The sequence below is a fragment of the Streptomyces sp. G45 genome, assembly GCF_049542095.1.
Classification (GTDB): domain Bacteria; phylum Actinomycetota; class Actinomycetes; order Streptomycetales; family Streptomycetaceae; genus Streptomyces.
Map to the genome: position 1 here is coordinate 5,839,202 of NZ_JBMUZU010000001.1, position 24,501 is coordinate 5,863,702.

The window sequence follows — 24,501 nt, forward strand, 5'->3', positions numbered from 1 at the left end:
CGGTGCCGCCAGTGCCGCCGGTGCCGTCCGCGCCGGTGCCGCCGCCCGCGGCGGCGCCGACCGAGGGCCTGCCCGACCCGCCGCCCGCGGGCCCCGAACCCGCGGGCCCCGCCGCTGAAGGAGGCTGGACTTGACCGCACTCGGATTCCTCTATCCCGGCCACTCCGCCGAGGACGACTACCCCCGCATGGAACAGCTCCTCGGCTCCGACATCCGCCTCCAGGTCGTCCACACGGACATCGGCGAGGACGCGCACCGCGTGGACGCCCTCCTGGAGATGGGCGCGCCCGCGCGGCTCGCCGCCGGGGTCGAGGAGCTGCGGCTCACCGGGGCGGAGGCCGTCGTCTGGGCGTGCACGAGCGGGAGCTTCGTGTACGGGTGGGAGGGCGCCCACGACCAGGTGCGCGCGCTCGCCCGCGCGGCCGGGCTGCCCGCGTCGTCGACGTCCTTCGCCTTCGTCCACGCGGTACGGGAGGTGGGGGCGGCCCGGGTGGCGGTCGCCGCGACGTACCCCGAGGACGTGGCGGGCCACTTCGCCGCCTTCCTCTCCGCCGCGGGGATCTCTGTCGTCTCCTCCCGCGGCAGCGGCATCATCACGGCCGCGGAGGTGGGCACATGGGGCCGCGACGAGGTCCTGGCCCTGGCCCGTGAGGGCGACCACCCCGAGGCGCAGGCCCTCCTTCTCCCGGACACCGCGCTGCACACCGCCGCGTACGTCCAGGAACTGGAGGGTGAACTCGGCAAGCCGGTCCTGACCGCCAACCAGGTCACCGCCTGGGAGGCCCTGCGCCTGGCCTCCCGCCGTGTCAACGCCCCTACGCTGGGCGCCCTCTTCACCCGCCAGCCAGTAGTCCAGGCCCCCACGGACTGACTCCCCCAAGCGGGCGCGCCCTCCACCACCCGCGGCGACCACGCCTCCCCACCCGCCGCAGGGTGACCGCCCCCGGCGCCCCCTGCCCACCGTCAACACCTGCCGCCCCCACCCACCCGCCCACCCGTGCCCACCTGCCCCAGGCGACCGCCCCTGGCGGCCCCTGCCGCTGCGCGAGGCTTGCTTCTCCCACCCGCCCGCCCGTGACTGCCCGCGCCAGGTGACCGCCCCTGGTGGGACTGCTGCGCCGTCGGCGTCTGCCGCTGCGCGGGGCTTGCTTCTCCCACCCGCCCACCCATGACCGCCGCCCTCAGGCCGACGCCCCTCGTGGGGCCTGCCCGCCGTCGGCGTCCGCCGGTCCGTCGCGGCCACCGCGCCGACAACCCGCACCCGCCAACGGCGCCCAGCCCACACGAGGAGCGCCCACCCGTATCGGGCAGCAACGGGTGGGCGGGTGGGAAAGAATCGCCCCACGCACCGCCAGCCGCCAACGGCGCCCAGCCATCGAGAGGGGCGTCGGCCTGGGGTGGGCGGTCACGGGTGGGCGGGTGGGAGAGAAAAGCCCCCACGGAGCGGCAGTCGCCCACGGTGTTCAGCCGTCGAGAGGGGCGTCGGCCTGGGGCAGGCAGCAACGGGCGGGCGGGTGGGAGAGAGAAGCCCCCACGCAGCGGCAGTCGCCGACGGCGCTCAGCCACCGCGACGGGCGCCCGCCCAGGGCAGCCGGTCACGGGCGGGCGGGTGGGCGGGGGCGGCCCAGGGCACCGCCAGACCCCGGAGGGAATAACCGGAGACGACCTCCTGTTAAGGCGAGGCGGCAGGCCAAGACGCACGGCGAACCCAGGAGGCACCGCGTGACCACGCGAGGCGAACACCCCCCAGCCGAAGAGGACATCCGCGGCCGCAGGCACGGCACGGCCCCCACCCCCCTCTCCGTCCTGGACCTGGTGACGGTCGGCTCCGGCACCACGGCCACCGACGCCCTGCGCACCTCCGTCGAGCTGACCAGGCTCGCGGAGTCCCGCGGCTACCACCGCCACTGGGTGGCCGAGCACCACTCCATGCCGGGCGTCGCCTCCTCCTCCCCGGCGGTGATCCTCGCCCACCTGGCCGCCCACACGACCCGCATCCGCCTGGGCTCAGGCGGCGTCATGCTGCCCAACCACGCCCCGCTGGTCATCGCGGAGCAGTTCGGCACCCTGGAGGCCCTGGCCCCCGGCCGCGTGGACCTCGGCCTCGGCCGGGCCCCCGGCACCGACGGCGCCACCGCGGCCGCCCTGCGCCGCACGGACCGCCTGCACGAGGGCGCCGACGAATTCCCCCAGCAGCTCGCGGAGCTGACCCGCTTCCTGGACGACGACTTCCCCGACGGCCACCCCTACGCCCGCATCCACGCCGTCCCCGGCCCCGTGCAGGCCACGTCCCCCGGCGGCGTCCAGTCGACGCGCCGCCCGCCGATCTGGCTGCTCGGCTCGTCCGGCTTCAGCGCCCGCCTCGCCGGGACCCTCGGCCTGCCCTTCGCGTTCGCGCACCACTTCTCCGCGCAGAACACGCTTCCGGCGCTCGACCTGTACCGCGAGTCGTTCCGCCCCTCGGCCGTGCTCTCCGCTCCGTACGCCGTCATCGGCGTCTCCGCGCTCGCCACGGACGACGAGGAGGAGGCCCGCCGCCAGGTCAGGGCCGCCGCGCTCAACATGATCCGGCTGCGCACCGGCCGCCCGGGCCTCGTACCCACCCCGGAGGAGGCCGAGGCCCACCGGTTCACCGACGTGGAGCGGGACTTCGTCACGAACTGGAACAGCAACGTCGTCCACGGCACCGCCGACCAGGTCCGCGCGGGCCTCGACGACCTCGCCAAGCGCACCGGCGCCGACGAGCTGATGCTCACGGCCAACGCCCACACCGGCGCCGTGCGCCTGCGCAGCTACGAACTCATCGCGGACGCCTACGGCCTGCCGAAGGCGCCCTGACGGCCAGCGCACCAGTGGGAGCGGGCGCCGCTCCCGACGGGGGTGGGGGCGGCGCCATCCCCCACGCAAGCCGCCCCAGGCCAGCCGCCCCAGGCCAGCCGCCCCACGCCAGCCGCCCCACGCCAGGCGCCCGCGCCCGGCGCCCGCGCCCGCTACGCCGCGCCGCTCTCCGGCAGCGCCGTGACCTCCGCCGGGAAGTCCAGCGCGTCCTCGATCAGCACGGAGATACGATCCGCCGCCACCGCCCGTGAGTACAGCCACCCCTGCCCGGTGTCGCAGCCGATGCCGCGCAGCCGCGCCGCCTGCTCGGCGGTCTCCACGCACTCCGCGGTGACGGTCAGGCCCAGCCGGTGCGCGAGCCGCACCAGGGCCTCGACGATCACCTCGTCGGCGGGGTTGACGTGCCCGTCGGCCTCCTCGTACTGGAAGCCCCGTACGAAGGAACCGTCCAGCTTCAGGACGGACACCGGCAGACGGCTGAGGTAGGCGAGGTTGGAGTAGCCGGTGCCGAAGTCGTCGATGGCGATGCGCACGCCCATGTCGCTGAGGGCCTGGAGGGCCTGGAGCGGGCGCCCGGCGGAGCCCATGACGGCGGACTCGGTCAGCTCCAGCTGGAGCAGCCGGGGCGCGAGGCCGGTCTCGGCGAGGATCTCCGCGACGTCCGCGACCAGGTCGGAGTCCCAGACCTGCCGCACGGCGACGTTCACGCTCACGAACAGCGGCTCCCTGTCCGGGTGTTCGAGCTGCCAGTGGCGCGCCTGGAGACAGGCCGCGCGCAGCACCCAGCGGCCCAGCTGCACGATCGAGCCGTCTTCTTCAGCAAGTCCGATGAACCGATTCGGCGTGAGCAGCCCGAACTGCGGATGGTCCCACCGCACCAGCGCCTCCACGCCCTTGAGCCCGCCGTCCTCCAGGCTCACCAGCGGCTGGTACTCGAGGACGAACTCGTCCCGCTCCACGGCGGGCCGCAGCGAGCTGGCCAGGGCCTGGCGGGTCATGCGGTGCGCGTTGCGCTCGGGGTCGAACAGGGTCCAGCGGGCCTTGCCGTCGGTCTTCGCCCAGTACAGCGTGGTGTCGGCGGCCTGCATCAGGCCCGTCGTGGTGGTCCCGGCGGCGCGCCGCTCGACGACGCCGATGGAGGCCGACAGGGACAGGCGCTGCCCGGACAGGTCGAAGGGCTCCTGGAGGGCCTTCAGGGTCGCGTCGGCCAGCTCCGCGAGCTGGTCGGTGCCGGTGGAGTCCTCCACGAGCAGCGCGAACTCGTCCCCGCCGAGCCGCGCGACCAGCGGCGCCGACGCCCTGCCGTACGCGGCCCGGTCGGCGCAGGCGGTGAGCCGCTCGCCGACGGCGGCGAGCAGCCGGTCGCCGACGCGGTGCCCGAGCGTGTCGTTAACCGCCTTGAAGCCGTCGAGGTCCAGGTAGCACAGGCCGACCCGGCCGGTGCTGGTGTCGTCGTAGGCGCCCGCCTCCAGCGCGGAGGCGAGCCGCTCGAAGAACAGGGCGCGGTTGGGCAGGCGGGTCACCGGGTCGTGCATCTGGAGGTGGCGCAGCCGGGCCTGGAGGTCGCGCCGGGCGCTGATGTCGGCGGCGGCGAGCAGCACGGCGCCCGCCCCGGCCCACGCCTCGCGCCCCGCCGCCTCCTCGCGGCCCGGCAGCGGCGAGACCGTCACCTGGGTCCACAGGGAGTGCCCGTCGGGGTGCTTCAGACGGCGGGTGCAGCGCAGCTTGGCCTGGCGGCCGCGGAGCACCTCGCGGTACGCGTGCCAGGTGCGGGTGTCCGACGCCAGGTCCACCAGGTCGGCGGCGACCCGCCCGGCCAGGTCGGCGGGGGCGGCGCCCGCCAGCGCGGCGAACGCGTCGTTGGCGCAGACGACCAGGCCCTCGCGGTCCACGACGGCCAGCGGCAGGGGGGCCGCGGCGAAGGCGGCGCGGTAGTCGGCGGGGGAGTGCCGCCCGACCGGACGGGCCTGGTCACTTTCCGTGACGGCAGGCCGGGTGCGGTCGGGTGCTGCTGTCGACGTCGGCCCTTCAGACGTTCCGTTCACCGCTTGCTCCCGCAGTGCAGTTGGTCGAGCAGGTCGATGGGGCCCCGGGTCCTGGCGGGTCTGGGGAGGCGACCGGCCGCTGGCGGGCGGCCGGTGGGGCCGGGAAAGTGTGCCGATCATAGAGGCTGGTACGCGGTGCCTCCAGCCGCATTCGCGCCGGTACCGGGCCCGGGAGCCCCCGCCAGATCGTTTCTGCTCGGCCCTGCCCGGCTTTCTCTGCGCTCCGACCGCTTGTGACCCTCAGTGAGCGCTCGGAGTGTCGCCTCTCTGACCGTTCTCACTCACTCGGGTCAGACAGACTGGGCGAACTTCACTAAACCAACACAAGGTGGGTGGGATCTCTCGCATTCCGCATCCGGAGGTGGACGTGGGGCGTCAGCTCCCCCTTGGAGGCTCACCCGTGGAGGGGAGCGGCGGCGCCTGCGCAGCGCGGCGGCCCTGTTCACCGGGCTCACCGCGTTCACGGCCACGTCGCTGGTGGCGGGCCCCGCGATCGCCCACGGCGAGGCGGGTCCGTGCGCGCTGCGCCGCACCTCCGCGCACCACTCGGAGGGGCTCGACACCTGGAACGCCGCGTATCCGCGGCCCACCCGGCCTCTCGACGCGGTGCTCGTCTTCCTGTCCTTCCCGGACGCGCCGCCGCTGACCTCCCCGGCCGAGCTGGCCGCCGACCACTTCCCGGCCACCAGCGACTTCTTCGAGCGTGCCTCGTACGGGCGGTTCCGGTTGCGGGCGCATCCCCGGTCCGAGTGGATCCGGATGCCGCGTGCCTCCACGGCGTACGCCATAGAGCGCGACTGGCACCCCCGGCTGCGGGGCGCCTATCTGCGCGACGCGCTGGCCGCCGCCGATCCGCACGTCGACTTCTCCGCGTACGACATCGTGTACTTCGTCGCGGATCCGGACGCGCCGGGAGTGAACTCGGACGCGACGAAGGTGGTGAACTTCGACCGCCCGCTGCGCGCGGACGGTACGGGTCTGCGGCGCGTCGTCACCGTCTTCGAGCGCCATCCGCCGGACCGCAACGTCCTCGCCCATGAGACCGGCCACGTCTTCGACCTGCCGGATCTCTACCACCGCCCCACCGACGGCAAGGGCGACTGGGACACGCACGTCGGCGACTGGGACGTCATGGGCAGCCAGTTCGGTCTGGCCCCCGACTTGTTCGGCTGGCACAAGTGGAAGCTGGGCTGGCTGGATGCGCGGCAGGTGGTCTGTGTGCGGGGCGGGGCGCGGCGGCTGACCCTGGACCCGCTGTCGGCCTCGCCCGCGCGCCGCGGCGTCGGCGGCACGAAGCTGGCGGTGGTCCGCACGGGCCGGGGCAGCGCCGTGGTCATCGAGGCCCGGGGGCCCCTGGGCAACGACCGCGCGACCTGCACGGCGGGCGTCCTCGTCTACCGCGTCCGCAATGAGACGCCCTCCGGGCGGGGGCCCGTCGAGGTGGTCGACGCCCATCCGCGCTCGGCGTCCTGCCGGGACGACTCGGTCTACCCGCCGCTCGCGGACGCGCCGGTGCGGGTGGGGGAGCGCTTCACGGTCCCGGGCACGGGCGTCCGCGTGGAGGTGGAGTCCCGGACGGCCTCCGGCGCGTGGACGGTCACGCTGACCTCGGCGTGACCTGAGGGCCCGCCAGCCGCCCTGTGCTCGCGGGAGCACCATCCCTTTCGGGGCGTGGACGGTCACGCTGCCTTCGGCGTGACCTGAGGGCCTGCCAGCCGACCTGTGCTCGTGGGAGCACCATCCCTTTCGGGGCGTGGACGGTCACGCTGCCCTCGGCGTGCCCCCAGGGCCTGGCGGCAGCACCATCCCTTCGGGCCGCCCTGACCGCCGCAAAAGGGGGGTGTGGGTGGCGAAGCCCCCACAAAGCGCGGCGAAGCCGCGCAAAAACAACGATGGCGACCCCGGTCCACGCGTTCCGTGGACATGGGTCGCCATCGCCATCGTGCGCCGCCAGGGACTCGAACCCCGGACCCGCTGATTAAGAGTCAGCTGCTCTAACCAACTGAGCTAGCGGCGCCTGCTGACGTCGTAGACCTTAGCATCACGATCGCCGTCAGGAAAAATCGATAGCCGGGCCGCCCGCACGCACGCCCACAGCACCACGTCCGGGCCCGGCAGCCAGGGGCTTCGCGTGTCGGGGGCGACGAGCCAGCGCGTGCCGAGCCGCTGGTCACCGCCGGTTTCCCGGGCCAGCGGCGGCACCGTGACGGCGTCCCCGGGGCCGTGGCAGAGCAGGGACGGCACGGCGGCGCCCCACTCCTCCCACTCCAGCAGGGACGGCAGGCGCTGGGCGGTGCCCGGCGCGGCGAACAGCAGCACCCGCCCCCGGCAGGTGGCGACGGGGCCCGAGCCCGGCCCCTCCTGCCAGAGCCGGTCGACCATCCGCCGCCCGAACACGATGGGCACGCTCACCACGTCGAACACGGTCCCGCAGGGCAGGACGGCGGGCACGGTGGGGCGGGCCCGCCAGTCGGTGAGCAGTCCCCGCGGATACGTTTCGGCGGACGCGAGCCAGGCGGCCCCCTCGGGCGTGACGTCGGTGGCGGGGCGCGCGCTGGTGTGGGGGAGTGGAATGCTCATGGCGACCAGATGTACCCATGGTGAGCGCCCCGTTCCCCAGAGTTGCCGAAAACGGGGACAGGGCGCCTCTGTCTCCGCTACCGTGCCCCCCGGCATATGCCACTGGGCCTTACGGCGCCACGGGCCTTGCGGCGCCTGCGGGTCCTGCGGTCTTACGGGGCCAGGTCCGGGCGCCCCTCGGCCCCGCCGCGCAGCAGGTCCCGCCCGAACTCCACCATCTTGTTGGCGTAGTCCTCGGTCCACTGGGCGCGTTCGGCGATGGCCGCCAGGGTCAGCCGGTCGAACCGGCGCGGGTCGGCGAGCTGGGCGGCCGCGATGGCCTGGAACTCCATGGAGCGGTCCGTCGCGGCGCGGAACGCCTGGGTCAGTTCGGTCGCCCGGGTCAGCAGTTCGTGCGGGTCCTCGATGGACTCCAGGTCGAAGAAGTGCTCCGGGTCGGCGGTGGCGTCCACGGGTTCGAAGAGCAGCGGGGCGGGACGCATGCGCTTGCCCTGTGCTCCGGGTTCCGCCATCTCCAGTTCCTTCCCTCGTACGCCACGTGCCGCCATTGTCCCTTCCCCCGCGGGAGCGCCCCAGACCCGCCCCTTCCCGAACCAGGGGGTTGCACCCCCTAGCACCCCCGCCCCCGATCGGCGCTCCGCGCCTCGTCCTCAAACGCCGGACGGGCTGGACCCCGCGGTGCTCGCCGTCGTCGGCGTTCGGTGGCCCGCCGGGAGAAATAAGCCCGTCCGGCGTTTGAGGACGAGCCGCGGAGCGGCGATGAACGGGGGTGGGGCCACCCGGCAGGGCTAGCGCGCCCGCACCCGGTGCGCCGCCAGGTGGTCCCACGTCGTCATCATCGCGTCCCACCCGTCAGGGAACTTCACCGTCACCCCCAACGGCACCGGCTCCGCCGACGGATGGTCATCGAGCAGCGAGTCCACCCCCGCCCGGCACACCACGACGCACGCGTGCCGATGCCGGGACAGGAGCACGCACAGCCGCCCCGTCTCCAGGTGGAACGCGGTGGCGTCGGGCCGCCCCGACAGCGGGTGCAGCACGACGGTCACGTCGAACTCCCGCCCCTGGAGCCGGTTCGCGGTGTCCACGGTCACCCCCGCCACCCCGAGGTCCGCGAGCGCCGCCCGCACGGCCGCGGCCTGATCCCGGTGCGCGGTGCCCACGGCCACCCGCGCGGCGGTGAGCGGCACGGGATCGGCGGCCTGCTCGGAGGCGGCGGCACCCCCGCGGTCGAGGAGCCGCCGCACCACCTGGGCGACGGCCCGCACCGCCTCCGGGTCGGTGCGGGGCGTGTGCCGCGCGGGCAGCTCCAGCAGGCCCCACCCGGTGGCGGCGGCCTCGTCGATGACCCGGTCGGCCCCGGAGCCGTCGGACGGCACGGCGAAGGCGAGCGTCCGGTCCCCGTGGCCGGTGCCGCTGCGGAACGGCGTGTACGGGTAGAACGCGGCGGACACCAGCGGCGCCGCCGACGCGGGCAGCCGCCAGGACACCGGGAGCCGGTGCTGCGGCAGGGTGGGGTTGTGCGCGAGCAGCGTGCTCACGGCGCTCGCCGAGGGGTCGTAGGCGAGGCCCGCCCACTGGTCGGCCTCCGCGATCGCGAACGGGTCGAGCTGCCCCGGGTCGCCCACGAACAGCGCCCGCTCGAACAGCCCCGCCACGGCGAGCAGCCCGTCGGACCGCATCTGGTACGCCTCGTCGACGATGGCGTGCCCCCACGGCTCGACGCCCCGCACGTGCGCCCACTTCGCGGCCGTGGACACGACCACGTCGAGGCCCGCGAGGTCGGCGGCCTTGGCGGACTTCCTCACGTTCGGCAGGGCGTCCAGCGCCTTGTCGTACGCGTCGGAGTCGCTGCTGTGCAGACGGCCCACCGGCAGGTCCGGGTCCTTGGCGGCGAGGCGCAGCACCAGGTCGTCGACCTGGGCGTTGGTCTGCGCGACCACCATCAGGGGCCGCCCGGCCGCGGCCAGCTCCCGGGCGGCGCGCACCACGAGCGTCGACTTGCCCGCGCCGGGCGGCGAGTCCACGACGACGCCGCGGTGCGGTCCGTGCAGCGTGTCGCGCAGGATCGCGTCGGTGGCCTCGGCCGCCGCCGCTGCCGGGTCGAACGGGGTCGTCACAGGGCGTCCTCCGCGGTCACGGGGTCGGGGCTCTCGGTGGCGGCCGGGTCGGGCGGGCCGCCGTGCGTCCACGGGGTGTCCTCCGGGGCGGGCAGCTTGGGGCCGCCGCGCTGCTCGTGCTCGAAGAGCGTGAAGCAGATCCGGTCGCCCGGCTCGGGCACGGACCCCGCGTCGGGCTCCTTGCCGCGGCCCATCTTGTCCAGGACCCGCAGCACCAGCTCGCCCTGCCCGTCGTACGCCACGAGCTGCGCGGACTGCGCCTTGCCGTCCAGGGAGCGGTACACCCGCGTGCCCTCCTCCAGGTGCGGCCGGTCGGCGGTGCGCACCGTGAGCAGCGGGCGGGGGCGCGGCGAGCGGCCCTCGCCGTACGCCATGACGACCTCCGTGACCTCCCCGGCGAAGGCCTCGCCCGCGAGGCGCCGCCCGGCCATGACCAGCGGGTCGTCCAGGGCCTCCTGGGCGTCGAGGCGGGCCTGCTCGCGCTCGCGCGTCGCCAGCTTGTTCGCCGCGGTCACCGCGTCGTCGCGGCGCGGCTGCGGCGGCTCACCGGCGGCGACGCGGTCCCGGTGCGCGGTGAACGACCAGCGGTCGCCGCGCCAGCGGTCCGCCGCGTGCGCCGCCTCGGGCAGCGTGCACAGCGCGTCCAGGCCCCGCCACACCGCGTCCCACGTGGGCCGGGTGCGGCTGTCGACCAGGGCGCGGATCTCCCGCTCGGCCGCGGTGAGCGCGGCGAGCCGGGCGTCGGCCGTCTCGCCGTCCTCGGCGGCGGCCAGCGCGGTGCGCGCCCGGTCGTAGGCCTCGATCGCGGGGGCGAGCAGGTCGTTGTCGAACGCGGGGTCGGTGGCCGGGCCCGCGGGCGGGCAGAGGAGTTGCCCCGCGGCGTCCCGGGCCGTCTCCGCGCGCAGCGCCGCCTCGGCCCCCGACGTGCCCTCGGGGGCCTCGATCCACGCCAGCAGCGCCCCCAGGTGCTGCTCCTCCAGGCTGGACTGGCCCGTCGCCCAGTGCCGCGACAGCAGGTCCGTCATCGCCAGCAGCAGCGCGGAGCCGGGCACCCGGGAGCGCTCCGCGTAGTGCGTCAGCCAGCGGCCGAGCAGCGGGACGCGGGGCGGCGCCGGATGCGGCGTTTCGGGGTCGTCCTCGGCGGTGCGGCGGAACCGCATCGAGCGGCCGAGCAGGCGGACGAACTCGATGCCCGCGCGGCTCGGCACGATGATCTGCGGCGCGTCCGCGCACAGCTCCGCCTCGACCTTGACGCGCTTGCCGGTCTCCGGGTCGGTCTCCGTGCGCTCGGTCGCCTCCACGTCGTCCGCGTACGACTCCACGTACGGGAGCAGCGTGTCGGCCAGGTCGGCGAGGAACGCGAAGCGCAGGTCGCGGTCGCGGGGCTGGGGGACGACCAGCAGCCGCGGGGAGGTGCGCTCCGTACCGATCAGCGCCCCCAGAGGGGCACCCGCCTCTCCCGCCGTGGTCAGCGGTACGAAGACCAGGGGCCGCTGGGAGAGGTGCCGGTGCCGCACGGTGGCCCGGGGCTGTGCCCGGCCGGTGGCGGAGGCCTCCAGGCGGGCCAGATTGTCGATCAGCGTCATGGGTTATTCAGCCCGTCCGGCGTGTGGGGACGAGGCGCGAAGCGCCGATGAGAGCGGGGTGCCGGGGGCGGCAGCCCCTGGCTCCGGTGAAGGGGCGGGCCTGCGGCGCCCCCGCGAGGGCATCACGCGGACCTCCCCGCCAGCGCCTCGGCGCGCAGCGCACCGGCCCGGCGCAGCGCCGCCACCGCCGGGTCCTCGGGGTCACCGGCCTCGCCCCGCGCGGCCGCCAGGGCCTGCGGCACCGTGCTCAGCGCGCCCAGCTCCGCCCGCAGCGGCCGCCCGAGCGCCGTGACCTCGCCCCGCGCCCGGGAGCGCGCCCGGCAGTGGAAGGCCAGCTCGCAGGCGGCCAGGCACTCCGGGGCGTACGTCGCGGGGACCGCGTCGACCGCGGCGGTCAGCTCGGCGGCGGGGCGGGTGACGTCGAACGTCGTGCCCGGCGGCAGGGACGCCGCGATGTCCTCGACGCGGTCGAGCCGGGCGAGCTGGCGGCGGGTGACGGAGAGCTGCTTGCGGATGTCCACCGCGGCGGCCGTCGGCAGGTTCGAGAAGTCCTTGGGGCACACCAGGAGCACCCGGTCGCGGACCGTCGGCGCCGGGTCGAGCCCGGCCGCGACGTCGGCGAGGGCGAGCGCGTACACCGCGGCCTGGCGGGCGGCGGCGCCCACCTTCGCCGGGTCCGCCGCGCCGTCGATCATCGGGAACGACTTGATCTCGACGACCGTCCACGTGCCGTCCGGGGCGACGACCACCGCGTCCGGCTCCAGGAACGCGGGCGTGCCCGCGACGTCCAGGGCCAGCATCGGGTGGTCCAGGAGCGTCCAGGCACCGGCGTCGGCGGCCTCGCGCAGGGCGAGCGCCGTGCGGGCCACGCGGCCCTCGGGGCCCGCCGCCGACAGGTCGGGGGTGCGCGCGTCGCCGGGCGCGGGCTCGGGGCCGCCGCCCAGGCACGCGTGCGTCAGGCGCAGCAGCTCCGCGCCGCCGTCCCGGGTGACCCGCGCCTCGAAGGCGTGCCCGCGCATGAAGGCGAACTGCGACTGGCCGAACCCGGACGGCACCCCCAGGGACTCCGCGAGCGCCGCCTTGGGCACTCCGGCGCCGTCCAGGAGCGCGCGCCGTCTGCAGCCCGGGTTCGCCGCGAGGGCGGCGAGGGCGCGGGCGTCCATCGGCTGCGGCGCGACGTCAGGTCCGCGCAGCTCCGCGAGCCGCTGGCGCAGCGCCGTCGCCGGTGTCCGCGGCGCGTCCGGCGGGGCGGGTGCCCTTCTTGCCGCCGGGCTTTCCGCTGCCCCGGGGCTTGGCGCCCGGCTCGGCACCGAGCTTGCGCTGATGGGGAATTCGCTCACCCGGGGAAGTCTGGCATCCCCCACTGACAACTGAGGCCCGGGCGCCGGAAGGGACGGCCGTGGCGCCCGCCGCGCTCGGGGCGCCGTCGCCGGACGCGCCGCCGGGCCGGGCGAACCGCTGCGGCAGGTGCGGCAGCAGCCGCGCCTTGACCCGCTCCGTGAGCCGCCGCACCGGGCGGACCAGGAGCAGGCCCACGCCCATCACGGCGACGCCCGCGGCGGCGTCGAGGAAGTAGTGGTTGGCGGTGCCCATCACGACGATCGTGGTGAGCAGCGGGTAGGCGACGGCTGCGGTCTTCGCCAGCGGCGTGCGCCCGTACCGCCACAGCATCACGCCGCACCACAGCGACCAGCCGACGTGCAGGCTGGGCATCGCCGCGTACTGGTTGGTCATGCCGCCGAGCCCGCGCGGGGCGCTGGCCTGGCCGCCCCACCAGCCCCAGTCCGCGTACTGCGCCATGGTGTCCACGAAGCCGTGCTTGGCGTCCAGGAGCCGCGGCGGACAGGTCGGGAGCAGCGAGAAGCCGATCAGGCCGATCAGCGTGGAGACCATCAGCCAGGTGCGGGCCGCCGCGTAGTGCGCGGCCCTGCTGCGGAACAGCCACACCAGGATCAGCGGCGTGACCAGGTAGTGCAGCGAGGCGTACCAGAAGTCGGCGGGGACGCCGAGCGAGGCGTGCGCGGTGAACAGCCGGTTCAGCGGGTGTTCGAGGTTGAGGCTGAGGGCCTTCTCGACGCGCAGGATCGCCAGGCCGTGGTCCACGGCGGTCGTCACGTCACCGCGGGCGAGCAGCCGCCCCGCCGAATACGCTCCGTACACCAGCAGGATCAGCGGCAGCTCCGTCCACCAGCGGGGGCGGAGGCCCGGTGTGCGGTGTCCTGATATGCCCCCGTTGCCGGTGCCCTGTGCCTCGGTGTGCGGCATCCGGTGGGTCCCCCATCTCATTTCGCGCTGTTCCCGCTCAGTTCTCGCGGCGTACGGCCGCTGGGTCACTTTACGGCGTACGCGAAGGCCGACGAGTCATCCCCCTGATGGTCATAGACGCAGAGATCCACGGCGCGGTTGCTCAGGGCCGGGGTGAGTGATGATGGAGGGAACGGACAGGCGACTGTCCCCTTTTGTCCTGGCATGTATCCCCTTATGTGCCCCCTACGCACCCCCTTGGAAGGCACCCCATGGCACCGCGCATCCTGCTGGCCCGGCATGGACAGACCGAGTGGTCGCTGTCCGGAAAGCACACCGGCAGGACCGACGTCCCGCTCCTCGAAGAGGGCCGTCGCGGCGCCAAACTCCTCGGCGAGCGCCTGCACCGGGCGCCCTACGACGGCCTCCCCGGAGTGGAGGTGCGCACCAGCCCCCTCTCCCGCGCGCGGGAGACGTGCGAGCTCGCCGGGTTCGGCGACCGGGCCGCCGAGTGGGACGCGCTGAGGGAGTTCGACTACGGAGCGTACGACGGCCTCACGCCCGCCGACATCCAGGCGGTGCGCCCCGGCTGGCTCATCTGGCGCGACGGGGTGCCGGGCGGGGAGAGCCTGGCGCAGGTGTCGGCGCGCGCCGACGAGGTCGTCGCCTGGGCGCGGGAGGCCGACCGGGACGTGCTCGTCTTCGCGCACGGGCACATCCTGCGGGTGATCGCCGCGCGCTGGCTCGGCTACGAGATCGACTTCGCGGCGCGCATCCGCCTCAGCCCCACGTCCCTGTCCACCCTGGGCTGGGCCTACGGCCAGCCCGCCATCGAGTCCTGGAACGAGACGGGCCACCTCACGTCCTGACCGTGCCGTCCGGCCCGCCCTGGTGGGGGCGGCGGGCGGCGTGGGCGTGCAGGAAGTCCCCGACGCCCCTGACCCGCCGGTGCGGCAGCAGCAGCCGCGCCGTGGTCGCCAGCATCCCCTGGATGCGGGAGGACTGGACCTCGTCGAGGAGGGCCAGCACCCGCCCGCCCGCGTCGGCGGCCTCGTCCGGCCGCCCCGCCCGCGTGAGGTCGTCGGCGAGTTCCGCGGTGTAGAGCGCGATGTTCCGCGTGAACTGGGGGGTCTCCGCCGCCGCCACGCCCGCGGCGCGGTGCGCGTGCCGCGCGGCCCGCTCCCACTGGCCGAGCGCCGACCAGCACTGCGCCTCCAGGCCCGCCAGCTCCGCGGGGCCGTAGAAGGTCATCCACTCGGGGTCGCTGTCGCACGGCCCCTGGTCGAACAGGGCGTGCGCGCGGGCCAGCGCCCGCTCGCAGCCGCCGCGGTCGCCGAGCCCGGCCCAGCCGCCCGCCTCGCGCAGCGCGATCAGCGACAGGAACCGGGGCGAGCCCAGGTGCCGCGCGGCCTGGGCGGCTGCCTGCGCGGCCCGCAGCGCCTCGCGCGGGCGCCCCGCGTCCCGCGCGAGGAACGCCGTGTTGCAGAAGGCGTGCGCCTCCAGGGCGGGGTCCGCCGACATGCGGGCGGTCGCGAGCGCCTCCGCGTAGTGCGAGCGGGCGTCGTCGAAGCGGCCGGAGTCGTGCGCGAGCCAGCCCACGGAGATGGCGAGTTCACCGGCGCCCGCGTACAGCCGGTCGGCCGTCGCCTGCCCCGCCTGCCGCGTGGTGCCCGCGTCGAGGAGCGCGTACGCCGTGCGCAGCGGGGCGGCGGCGCGCCGGTAGAGGCCGTCGGCGCCGTGCCGGTCGTCGAGCAGCCGGATCCGGCGCACGGCCTCCTCGACCGCGCGCACCTCGGCGCGGCCCGCCGGGCGCGCGCGGCCGGTGGTGCGGGTGGCCGCGTGGGCACTGGCTCCCAGGGGGAGCCCGGTGGCGCCCAGGGAGGCGGCCGCCACCGTGCCGCTGGTCATGAATGCGCGACGCCGCACGTCGCTCACCTCGTCGCTGTCGTTCTGTGCAAGTGGTTCATGGGGGTCAAGGGGGGCAAGTTCAAGGGGGTCAGGCAGTGCGCTTGCCTCAGGCGGTTCTGTCTGGTCCGTGTGGCCCGTCTGGTCCGTGTGGTCCGTCTGGTCCGTGTGGTCGAACTGGTCAAACTGGTCTAGCTGTTCGCGGGGGACGCGGGCCGTCCTCCGGGCGGCGGGGGACCCGGCGCCGCTCGCCCTCGGCTCCGTGCGCGCCGCCCGGCCCCGCACCGCCGAGCGCGGCGCGAAGCCGAGGTCCGTCAGCGTCCGGCCGGGGAACATGTGCAGGAACACCCGCTCGTACGCGTAGTTGGGGCAGCGGATCTCCCCGGCCTCGACCCGCCCGACGTACCGCGCGTCGCAGCTCACGCGCTCGCCGATCTCCCGCGCGGCCCGCCGCACGGCGGCGGCGAACTCCCCCGGCGAGCGCTGGCCGCGCAGTTGCCGGAAGACGAGGTTCGGTCGCGGAGGCGGAGTGGACGATGCCGACGGTTGCCTGGGCGACGACGCCATGCCGGTTCCTCTCGTGCGGGACCGTGCCGGACAGCCCGTGGCCCACGTGGGGCTGGCCCCGTCTCCGCCCCGGCCCGACCCTGTTCCAGCGGAGCTGAACGTACCGGGTGCGGCCCCGCGATGAGGCGGGGTTTGGCTACAAACGGGATATCTCACCCGCGATCTGCCATGAACTGCCATCCTTTGCGGCGGCGTGGCGCCGTAGCCGTTGACGGGGTGGGGCGTTGAACCATGCGGAGAGGGAGCAACGCGGCTTCCGCCCTGGCGAGGAGGTGTTCCCTTGTTGGAGACCGGCATGGAGAACGGCGAATCCTGGAGCTCACTGACCACGGCACGGCACCGGCCGACCCTGGAGCGCAGCGCGGGGCCCCGCGGCCCGCGGGGCGGCGCCGCGCCGTGCGACCTCGTGACCGTGCCCGCCCGGCAGGGGCTCGAAGCCGTCGACATCCTGCGCCGGGGCGCCGGTGACGAGGCCGTCGGACCGGTCCTGCACGACGGGAGCTGCGACACCCTCGGCTTCCTGGTGCCGCCCGGCACGGCCGCGGGCTGGGACCTGCCGGGGAGCGCCTGTACGCAGACCTTCGGGCGGGGGTCGGGCTGTGGCACGAGCCGGTGCCCGCGCCGCCCGTCGCCGGAACGGGGTGGCTCGTGCCGCCAGGGGGGACCGATCCCGTGACCGACCCCGCGGTGCTGCGGGCGGCGCTGGGGGAGGCGGCGCGGTTGATCGAGGCGGCCGACCGCTGCCGGTAGCTGGCGGGGGCGCCTTGTGCCGTCCTCGTCGGCGCTCCGCGCCTCGCCCTCACGCGCCGGGCGGGCTCTCTCCCCCACCCACCCGCCCTCCATCGCGCTCCGCGCTCGTCCTCAAACGCCGGACGGGCTTGTTAATTCGCGCTGCGCGCTCGTCCTCAGGCGCCGGACGGGCTTTTCTCCCGCTCCGGGAGGGGGCGGGTGGGTGGGGAGATTCCGCCGCGAAGCGGCGGAGCCCCGCGACGAAGGCGGCAGTAGGTCACACACGCCCGAAGGGGCAGGACCCAGCCCGTCCGGCGTTTGAGGACGAGGCGCGGAGCGCCGATGAGCGGCGGGGTGGGGAGGAGCCCCCGGCAGGGCGCCGCCGGGCTGGCGCGGCGATAATGGGGCGATGGCAAGGAACCGCCGCGGCCGAGCGGCGCGCGACGCGGTCGTGGAGGAAGTGGACGGCGGCCTCGCCGAGCTGCTGCCGGACCCGGACCGCCCCCACGCCTGGACCCTCCTGGTGGACGGCGCCCCCCAGTCGTACGTGGACCTGGACGACCCCGCGTACCTGGACTTCGAGTACCAGCGCAGGCTCGGCCACATCGCGGACCTCACCGCACCCCCGGGCAAACCCGTGCACGCCGTGCACCTCGGCGGCGGCGCCCTCACCCTCGCCCGCTACGTCGCCGCGACGCGTCCCCGCTCCACCCAGCAGGTCGTGGAGCGGGACACCGCCCTCGTCCAGCTCGTGCGCCGCGCGCTGCCCCTGGACCCGCAGGCCCGCGTCCGCGTGCGCGGCGCCGACGCCCGCGAGGGCCTCGCGAAGGTGCCGGACGGCTGGGCGGACCTGGTGATCGCCGACGTGTTCAGCGGCGCCCGCACGCCCGCGCACCTCACCAGCGTGGAGTTCCTCACCGACGTACGCCGCGCCCTCAAACCCGGTGGCCAGTACGCCGCGAACCTCGCCGACGGCCCGCCGCTCGCCTATCTGCGCGGCCAGCTGTCCACCGCCGCCGCGGTCTTCCCCGAGCTGGCGCTCGTCGCCGACCCGGCCGTGCTGCGCGGCAAGCGGTTCGGCAACGCCGTGCTGCTCGCCTCCGAAGCGCCGCTGCCCGTGGCCGAGTTGACCCGCCGCAGCGCCGGTGACCCGCATCCGGCGCGGGTGGCGCACGGGCGGGAGCTGGTCGACTTCAGCGGGGGCGCCGCCGCCGTCACGGACGCGCGGGCCGTGGCCTCGCCCGCGCCGCCGCCGTCGGTGTTCCGCTGACGCGCCCCCGCGCGGTCAGTACGTGTGGACCTCCACCCGCGGGGCCGTGTCGTGCCAGGCGCAGAACACCGACACCCGCCGCGTGTCCGTCGCGAACTCCACGCGGATCCACGTAGGCGCCTTCCACATCTGCATCGACCAGCCCGCCGCGGGCCGCACCGACACCAGCGTCGCCGACCGCTCGCCCAGGTCGAACACCACCCGGCCGCCCTCGGTGCTGTAGCCCTTCACCGACCCGGACGACGGCTTCGGAGACGGGCGGGGCGGGGGCGCCGGGGCCCTGGCGGGGGCGGGCGGGCGCGCGGAGGGGGAGCGCGAAGGCGCGGGCGCCGGGGCCTTCGGGGGCTTCGGGCGCTTCGTGGCCGGTGGCGGCGCCGGGCGGTGCGTGGAGGACGACAGCGACTCGCCGCCGCGGTCACCGGCCGTCAACGGCAGGGCGCGCGGCGGGTCGTACGCCGTACCCGCCATCACCGTGTGCACGCCCCACCACGACAGCGTGACCGCCGCGCCCGTGGCGAGCGTCCACGCGACGGCGTGGACGAGACCCCTGTGCCTACCCCTGCGCATCGCGGCCCACTGCACCACGCCCCGCGCGCCGTCCACAACCCGCGCGGACCAGGCGCGCGGACATGCGGCGCAAGCCCCCACCAGACGCCTGCCAGCGGATATCCGGCACAAGCCCCCACCAGACGCCCGCCAGCGGATACACGGCGCAAGTCCCCACCAGGCGCCCCCCATCGGACATCGGGCCGCAAGGCGGGGCCAAACCTCCCGCGGGGCACCGCCCGTGTCCGCATCGCGTACGGTGCCGTGCCATGGCAAGTGTGCTCGTCGTCGAGGACGACCAGTTCGTGCGCTCGGCCCTCATCCGGCACCTCACCGACGCCTCGCACACCGTACGCAGCGTCGGCACCGCCCTGGAGGCGCTGCGCGAGGTCGCGCACGTCCGCTTCGACGTGGTGATCCTCGACCTCGGCCTGCCCGACCTCGACGGGGCCGAGGCCCTGAAGATGCTCCGGGGCATCACGGACGTGCCCGTGATCGTCGCCACCGCCCGCGACGACGAGGCGGAGATCGTCCGGCTCCTCAACGACGGCGCCGACGACTACCTCACCAAGCCGTTCTCCGTGGAGCACCTCTCCGCGCGCATGACCGCCGTGCTGCGCCGCGCCCGCGGCACCGCGGAGGCGGCCGCCGAGCGGGTCCTGCGCGTCGGCGGCCTGAGCGTCGACCCGCTGCGGCGGCAGGCCGAACTCGACGGCGCGCGGCTCGACCTGACCCGGCGCGAGTTCGACCTGCTCGCCTTCCTCGCCGGGCGGCCCGGCGTCGTCGTACCCCGCAGGGAACTCCTCGCCGAGGTGTGGCAGCAGTCCTACGGCGACGACCAGACCATCGACGTCCACCTGTCCTGGCTGCGCCGCAAGCTCGGCGAGACCGCGGCCAACCCCCGCTACCTGCACACCCTTCGCGGCGTCGGCGTGAAGCTGGAGCCGCCCGCGCCGGAGCCCCCGCGGTGACCGCCGGGCGGGCGGCGGCGCCGTGAGATGGGCGCTCGTGAAGGTGTGCCTGGCCGTCACCACGATGGTCGTGGCCGCCTTCGCGATCCCGCTCGGCCTGGTCATCCAGGAGATGGCCCGCGACCGGGCCTTCTCCAACGCCGAGCGGCACGCCGCCGGGATGGGCCCCACCCTGTCCATCACCACCGACCGCGACCAGCTCACCCGCGCCGTCGCCACCTCCGAGGCGGGCTCCGACCGGCGCATGGCCGTGCACGTCCCGGCCGTCGACGGCCAGCCGCCGCTGCGGGTCGGCGACCCCCGCGCGCACGCCCGGGACGTGGCCGCCGCCCGTGAGCAGGGCCGCGCCAGGACCGTCGGCGTTCCCGGCGGCTCCGCGCTGCTCCAGCCCTTCGGCCTCGGCTCCGGAGAGACCGCCGTCGTCGAGATCTTCGTACCCGAGAGCGAGGTCAGCAACGGCGTCACCACCGCCTGGCTGGTGCTCGCGGGCGTCGGCGTCGCCCTGGTCATCGGGTCCGTCGCGGTCGCCGACCGGCTCGGGGTGCGCATGGTGCAGCCCGCCCGGAGCCTGGCCGGGGCCGCGCACGACCTCGGCGAGGGCAGGCTCGGCGCGCGCGTCCCCGAGGACGGGCCGACCGAACTGCGGCTCGCCGCCGTCGCGTTCAACTCCATGGCCGACCAGGTCGTCCAGCTCCTCGCCAACGAGCGCGAACTCGCCGCCGACCTCTCCCACCGCCTGCGCACCCCGCTGACCGTGCTGCGCCTCAACGCGGCCTCCCTCGGCGACTCGCCCGCCGCCGAGCAGACCCGCGTCGCCGTCGCCCAGCTGGAGCGCGAGGTCGACACCGTCATCCGCACCGCCCGGGAGGCCCGGCCGCGCACCGGGGTGGGCGGCGGGCCCGGCGCGGGCTGTGACGCCGCCGAAGTGATCAGGGAGCGCATGGACTTCTGGTCGGCGCTCGCCGAGGACGAGGGGCGCACGGCGCGCGTCGCGGGCGTGGACCGGCCCGTATGGGCGCCGGTCGCGCGCGCCGACCTGGGCGCCGCGCTCGACGCGCTGCTCGGCAACGTCTTCCGGCACACCAGGGAGGGCGCCGCGTTCGCCGTGGACGTGCACAGCACCGAGGACGCCGTGATCGTGCTCGTCTCCGACGCGGGCGACGGCATCGCCGACCCCGAGGCCGCGCTCGCCCGCGGCAACTCCGGCGCCTCGACCGGCGCGGTCGGCTCCACGGGGCTCGGCCTCGACATCGTCCGCCGCCTCGCCGAGTCGACGGGCGGCGACGTACGGATCGGCCGCTCCGTCCTCGGGGGTACGGAGGTCCGCGTGTGGATCCAGCGGGGCGCGCCCGGCGCCCCGGGCGGCCGCAGGGGCGTGCGCCGCCGCCGACGCGCCAGGCCCGGCAACCTTTCCGCACCCCCATCGCACCCTTAAGCCCACCCTAAGAACACGGGTTCCCCCCGCCCGTGCCCGTTTTGTCGCCCCCGGCGGCGCTAGCGTTCCGTTGGGTTCCCGTACCCCCCCTCGGGAAACGCGCCCCCGGCCAGCCCATCCCCCCACCTGGCCGGGGCGCGCCCCCTCCGTATCTCCCGCGCCCCCCGGGTGTCTCCTGGTACGCCCCTCAGCCCGCGGGCAGCTCCCCGCTCGCCGCCACCTTCGCGTACCAGTGGGCGCTGGACTTCGGCGTCCGGACCTGCGTCGCGTAGTCCACGTGCACCGCCCCGAACCGCTTGCTGTAGCCGTACGCCCACTCGAAGTTGTCCAGGAGCGACCACAGGAAGTAGCCGCGCACGTCGGCGCCCTCGACGATCGCCTCGCGCACGGCCGCCAGATGGCCGTGCAGATAGCGGATCCGGTCCGGGTCGTGGACGGTGCCGCCGTCGGCGGGCCCGTCGTCGAAGGCCGCGCCGTTCTCCGTCACGTAGAGCGGAACCCCGGGGGCCTGAGCGGTGTACTCAAGGAGAAGGTCCTTCAGGCCGGTGGGGTCCACCGGCCAGTCCATGGCGGTGAGTTCGCCGGGCGCCCGGTGGAAGGAGACATGCTCGTCGGCGCCCGGCCAGGGGGAGTGGTCGGCCGTGCCGTGGCCGTCGTGGCGCCGGTGGCCCGTGTCGCCGGTGGCCGCCGACACGACAGAGGGGGAGTAGTAGTTGATGCCGAGGAAGTCCAGGGGCTGCCGCGTGACGTCCAGGTCGCCGTCGCGGACGAAGCCCCAGTCCGTGAGCGCGGCGGTGTCCGCCAGCAGATCGTCGTCGTACGCGCCGCGCAGCAGCGGCCCGGTGAAGACGCGGTTGGCGAGCGCGTCGATCCGCCGCCGCGCGTCCAGGTCGGCGGCGGCCTGGGTGAGCGGGCGCACGGCGCTCGGGTTGAGGCAGACGCCGACCCCGGCCCGCGCGGGCAGCGCCGCCCGCAGCGACTGGCTGGCCAGGCCGTGGGCGAGGTTCAGATGATGGGCCGCGCGCAGGGCCGCCACCGGGTCGGTGCGCCCGGGCGCGTGCACGCCCGAGCCATAGCCGAGGAACGCGCTGCACCAGGGCTCGTTCAGCGTCGCCCACAGCTCGACGCGGTCACCGAGCGCCCCGGCGACGAGCCCGGCGTACTCGGCGAAGCGGTGCGCGGTCTCCCGCTCGGGCCAGCCGCCGCCCGTCTCCAGGTCCTGCGGCAGGTCCCAGTGGTAGAGGGTCACCATGGGCGTGATGCCGTGCGCGAGCAGCTCGTCGACGAGCGCCCGGTAGAAGTCGAGCCCGCGCTGCACGGCGGGCCCCCGCCCGGTCGGCTGCACCCGCGGCCAGGCCACGGAGAAGCGGTACGCGCCAAGGCCCAGGTCCGCCATCAGCCGGACGTCCTCGCGCCACCGGTGGTAGTGGTCGCAGGCCACGTCCCCGGTGTCCCCGCCGTGCACCTTGCCCGGCGTATGGCTGAAGGTGTCCCAGATCGACCAGGTCCTGCCGTCCTCCCGGACGGCTCCTTCGATCTGGTAGGCGGCGGTCGCGGCGCCCCAGAGGAAGCCGGGGAAACCGCAGGTTCGCATCGGGCATGGAAGCGCTCCCATGAGTCGTAGGGATGGGGGAGTGGAGGGAGCGGGGTCAGCCCTTGACGGCGCCCTGCATGATCCCGCCCACGATCTGCTTGCCGAACAGGACGAAGGCGACCAGCAGCGGCAGCGTGCCCAGCAGCGCCCCCGCCATGATCACGGACTGGTCGGGGATCTGCCCCCGCCCGAGCCCCGCGAGGGCCACCTGCACGGTCGGCTCGCCGCCCTGTGTGAGCGCGATGATCGGCCAGAAGAAGTCGTTCCAGGCCATCACGAAGGTCAGCATGCCGAGCACGGCCATCGCGGGCCGCGCCGCCGGGAAGACGACGTGCCAGATCAGCCGGAGGCTGTTCGCCCCGTCCACCCGCGCCGCCTCGATCAGCTCGGTGGGCAGCGCCTCGACGAGGTACTGCCGCATGAAGAACACGCCGAAGGCGCTGACCAGCGTCGGCAGGATCACGGCCTGCAGCTGATCGGTCCAGCCGAACTCGGCGACCATCATGAACAGGGGGACGACACTGAGCTGCGGCGGCACCATCATCGTGCCGATCACCAACAGCAGCAGGAACCCCCGGAAGCGGAACCGCAGCTTGGCGAAGGCGAATCCGGCGAGCGTGGAGAACAGCACGGTGCCGAGGGTGATGGTGCCCGCCACGACGAGCGTGTTGAGCAGCGCCGTGCCCATGTTGGCGTCGGTCCAGGCGATCTCCAGGTTCTTGAAGAGATTGCCGCCGAACCAGAACGGCGGGGGCGTCTGGGCGAGCCGGGTGTTGGTGCGGGACGCGGCGATCGCCGTCCATACGAGAGGGAAGAGCGAGCCGAGGGTGAACAGGATCAGCACGGCATAGGTCAGCTTCCCCGTGCAGCTGCCGCCCGGCCCCCCGCTTGCCCGAGCGCCCGGCACCACGCCTCCCGGGGCGCCCGGCCCCGCGCCCGCCCGAGCGCCCGGCCCGGCTCCTGCCCCCGCGCTCGTCGGTCCGCGCCCCGCGCCCCGGATGTGTCACGTCGGTCATGGCGTCCCCTCACGCGCTTCTGCGGATCCACCGGCTGACCGCCCAGTTGACCAGGCCGATCAGCACGAGAAGGAGGAACATGGTCCAGGCGATCGCCGACGCCCGCCCCAGGTGCTGGTTGAACCACCCCTGCTCGTAGAGGTAGAGCCCCAGCGTCTGGAACTGGTGGTCGGACCCGCCGGTGGGGCTCGCGCCCTGGCTGAAGAGCAGCGGCTCGCCGAAGAGCTGCGTCGCCCCGATCGTGGAGACGACGCAGGTGAACAGGATCGTCGGCCGCAGCGACGGAATCGTCACATGGACGAACTGCTGCCAGCGGCTGGCCCCGTCCAGCGCCGCCGACTCGTACAGATCGCGCGGCACGGCCTGCATCGCGGCGAGATAGATCAGCGCGTTGTACCCGGTCCACCGCCAGATCACGATGGCGGACACGGCGAACTGCGCCGTCCAGTCCCCGTTCTGCCAGTCCACGGCATCGACCCCGACGAGCCCGAGCCCCCAGTTGATCAGCCCGTGGTCGGTCCTGCTGAACATGAGCACGAACACGAGCGTCGCCGCGGCCACGGACGTGGCGTACGGAGTGAGGATCGCGACCCGGAAGAACATCGAGCCGCGCAGCCGGTAGTTGAGGAGGTGGGCGAGGCCGAGGGCCATCGCCAGCTGCGGCACGGTCGAGAGCAGGCCGATGGTGAAGGTGTTGCGCAGCGCGTTCCAGAAGAAGTCGTCGTCCAGGAGCCGGGAGAAGTTGCGCAGGCCCACCCACTCCATGTCGGTGGGCGTCCCCAGCTCCACGCGGTGCAGCGAGGCCCACCCGGTGTAGAGCAGGGGGAACAGCCCGAAGGCGACGAAGAACAGGAAGAAGGGCGCGACCAGGGCGTAGGGGCTCCACCGCACGTCCCAGCGGTAGCGGCGGCTGCGGCGCGCCCGGAGGCGGACGGCCCGCTCGTCGACCACGGACCCCCTCGACCGCCCGGCCCGCGCGGGACCGGCGGCGGCGCCCTCCTCCACGACGGCGGACCCGGCGGTCCCGACAGCCCCTCCGGACCCCGTGGCCCCAG

At 75.1% G+C, this 24,501-nt stretch carries 18 protein-coding genes, 1 tRNA gene and 2 pseudogenes; 8 read left to right on the top strand and 13 right to left on the bottom strand.

Features of this window, described 5'->3' with window-relative positions:
* Positions 1-130 precede the first annotated feature (130 nt).
* Positions 131-871, top strand: a complete 741-nt coding sequence (locus ACOBQU_RS24605; RefSeq protein WP_423629586.1) for a maleate cis-trans isomerase family protein — start codon at positions 131-133, stop codon at positions 869-871.
* 851 nt (positions 872-1,722) lie between these two features.
* Positions 1,723-2,838, top strand: coding sequence for an LLM class flavin-dependent oxidoreductase (locus ACOBQU_RS24610; protein ID WP_423629588.1), 1,116 nt, complete (start codon positions 1,723-1,725; stop codon positions 2,836-2,838).
* A gap of 152 nt (positions 2,839-2,990) precedes the next feature.
* On the opposite strand, the gene ACOBQU_RS24615 is transcribed toward ACOBQU_RS24610, so the two are convergent.
* Positions 2,991-4,883: a putative bifunctional diguanylate cyclase/phosphodiesterase gene (locus tag ACOBQU_RS24615; RefSeq protein ID WP_423629590.1), complete on the bottom strand. Its 1,893-nt coding sequence runs from the start codon at positions 4,881-4,883 to the stop codon at positions 2,991-2,993.
* Between the two features lie 420 nt (positions 4,884-5,303).
* Between ACOBQU_RS24615 and ACOBQU_RS24620 the strand changes: the two genes are divergently transcribed.
* On the top strand, positions 5,304-6,500 hold the full coding sequence (locus ACOBQU_RS24620; protein WP_423634690.1) for a M6 family metalloprotease domain-containing protein: 1,197 nt from the start codon (positions 5,304-5,306) through the stop codon (positions 6,498-6,500).
* Positions 6,501-6,826: 326 nt separating this feature from the next.
* Here ACOBQU_RS24620 and ACOBQU_RS24625 read toward each other — a convergent pair.
* From ACOBQU_RS24625 to ACOBQU_RS24655, 7 genes are all read right to left on the bottom strand, one after another.
* Positions 6,827-6,900 (bottom strand) — tRNA-Lys (locus ACOBQU_RS24625).
* Positions 6,891-7,463, bottom strand: coding sequence for a bifunctional DNA primase/polymerase (locus ACOBQU_RS24630; RefSeq protein ID WP_423629592.1), 573 nt, complete (start codon positions 7,461-7,463; stop codon positions 6,891-6,893). The genes ACOBQU_RS24625 and ACOBQU_RS24630 overlap by 10 nt, the downstream gene beginning before the upstream one ends.
* A gap of 152 nt (positions 7,464-7,615) precedes the next feature.
* On the bottom strand, positions 7,616-7,975 hold the full coding sequence (locus ACOBQU_RS24635; protein ID WP_423629594.1) for a hypothetical protein: 360 nt from the start codon (positions 7,973-7,975) through the stop codon (positions 7,616-7,618).
* A 276-nt stretch (positions 7,976-8,251) separates the two neighbouring features.
* Positions 8,252-9,583: an AAA domain-containing protein gene (locus ACOBQU_RS24640; RefSeq protein ID WP_423629596.1), complete on the bottom strand. Its 1,332-nt coding sequence runs from the start codon at positions 9,581-9,583 to the stop codon at positions 8,252-8,254.
* Positions 9,580-11,169, bottom strand: a complete 1,590-nt coding sequence (locus ACOBQU_RS24645; protein WP_423629598.1) for a hypothetical protein — start codon at positions 11,167-11,169, stop codon at positions 9,580-9,582. Before ACOBQU_RS24645 ends, ACOBQU_RS24640 begins: the two co-directional genes overlap by 4 nt.
* Positions 11,170-11,291: 122 nt before the next feature.
* Positions 11,292-12,332 carry a hypothetical protein gene (locus tag ACOBQU_RS24650; protein WP_423629599.1) on the bottom strand — a complete coding sequence of 347 codons (1,041 nt, stop codon included), beginning with the start codon at positions 12,330-12,332 and terminating at the stop codon, positions 11,292-11,294.
* A gap of 16 nt (positions 12,333-12,348) precedes the next feature.
* The gene (locus ACOBQU_RS24655) at positions 12,349-13,434 is read right to left on the bottom strand and encodes a phosphatase PAP2 family protein (RefSeq protein ID WP_423629601.1); all 1,086 of its coding nucleotides are present in this window, start codon (positions 13,432-13,434) and stop codon (positions 12,349-12,351) included.
* Positions 13,435-13,685: 251 nt separating this feature from the next.
* On the opposite strand from ACOBQU_RS24655, the gene ACOBQU_RS24660 reads away from it, so the two are divergent.
* A complete protein-coding gene (locus ACOBQU_RS24660) occupies positions 13,686-14,282 on the top strand; it encodes a histidine phosphatase family protein (protein WP_423629603.1) in 597 nt (198 codons plus the stop codon).
* Here ACOBQU_RS24660 and ACOBQU_RS24665 read toward each other — a convergent pair.
* A complete protein-coding gene (locus ACOBQU_RS24665) occupies positions 14,272-15,885 on the bottom strand; it encodes a tetratricopeptide repeat protein (protein WP_423629605.1) in 1,614 nt (537 codons plus the stop codon). The genes ACOBQU_RS24660 and ACOBQU_RS24665 overlap by 11 nt on opposite strands.
* Positions 15,886-16,180: 295 nt before the next feature.
* On the opposite strand from ACOBQU_RS24665, the pseudogene ACOBQU_RS24670 reads away from it, so the two are divergent.
* Positions 16,181-16,635 (top strand): annotated as a pseudogene (locus ACOBQU_RS24670) (hypothetical protein).
* A 388-nt stretch (positions 16,636-17,023) separates the two neighbouring features.
* Positions 17,024-17,884 (top strand): spermidine synthase, encoded by an 861-nt coding sequence (locus ACOBQU_RS24675; RefSeq protein ID WP_423629607.1) that lies wholly within the window; start codon positions 17,024-17,026, stop codon positions 17,882-17,884.
* Between the two features lie 15 nt (positions 17,885-17,899).
* Here the strand turns inward: ACOBQU_RS24675 and ACOBQU_RS24680 are convergent, their stop codons facing one another.
* Positions 17,900-18,451: a hypothetical protein gene (locus ACOBQU_RS24680; RefSeq protein WP_423629609.1), complete on the bottom strand. Its 552-nt coding sequence runs from the start codon at positions 18,449-18,451 to the stop codon at positions 17,900-17,902.
* Positions 18,452-18,699: 248 nt separating this feature from the next.
* Between ACOBQU_RS24680 and ACOBQU_RS24685 the strand changes: the two genes are divergently transcribed.
* Together ACOBQU_RS24685 and ACOBQU_RS24690 are read left to right on the top strand one after the other, a co-directional pair.
* Positions 18,700-19,401, top strand: coding sequence for a response regulator transcription factor (locus ACOBQU_RS24685; protein WP_423629610.1), 702 nt, complete (start codon positions 18,700-18,702; stop codon positions 19,399-19,401).
* A 22-nt stretch (positions 19,402-19,423) separates the two neighbouring features.
* The gene (locus tag ACOBQU_RS24690) at positions 19,424-20,836 is read left to right on the top strand and encodes a sensor histidine kinase (RefSeq protein ID WP_423629612.1); all 1,413 of its coding nucleotides are present in this window, start codon (positions 19,424-19,426) and stop codon (positions 20,834-20,836) included.
* A 187-nt stretch (positions 20,837-21,023) separates the two neighbouring features.
* Here the strand turns inward: ACOBQU_RS24690 and ACOBQU_RS24695 are convergent, their stop codons facing one another.
* From ACOBQU_RS24695 to ACOBQU_RS24705, 3 genes and pseudogenes are all read right to left on the bottom strand, one after another.
* Positions 21,024-22,451: a GH1 family beta-glucosidase gene (locus ACOBQU_RS24695; RefSeq protein ID WP_423629614.1), complete on the bottom strand. Its 1,428-nt coding sequence runs from the start codon at positions 22,449-22,451 to the stop codon at positions 21,024-21,026.
* A gap of 34 nt (positions 22,452-22,485) precedes the next feature.
* Positions 22,486-23,446 (bottom strand): annotated as a pseudogene (locus ACOBQU_RS24700) (carbohydrate ABC transporter permease).
* A 9-nt stretch (positions 23,447-23,455) separates the two neighbouring features.
* Positions 23,456-24,451, bottom strand: a complete 996-nt coding sequence (locus tag ACOBQU_RS24705) for a carbohydrate ABC transporter permease (protein ID WP_423629615.1) — start codon at positions 24,449-24,451, stop codon at positions 23,456-23,458.
* Positions 24,452-24,501 lie beyond the last annotated feature (50 nt).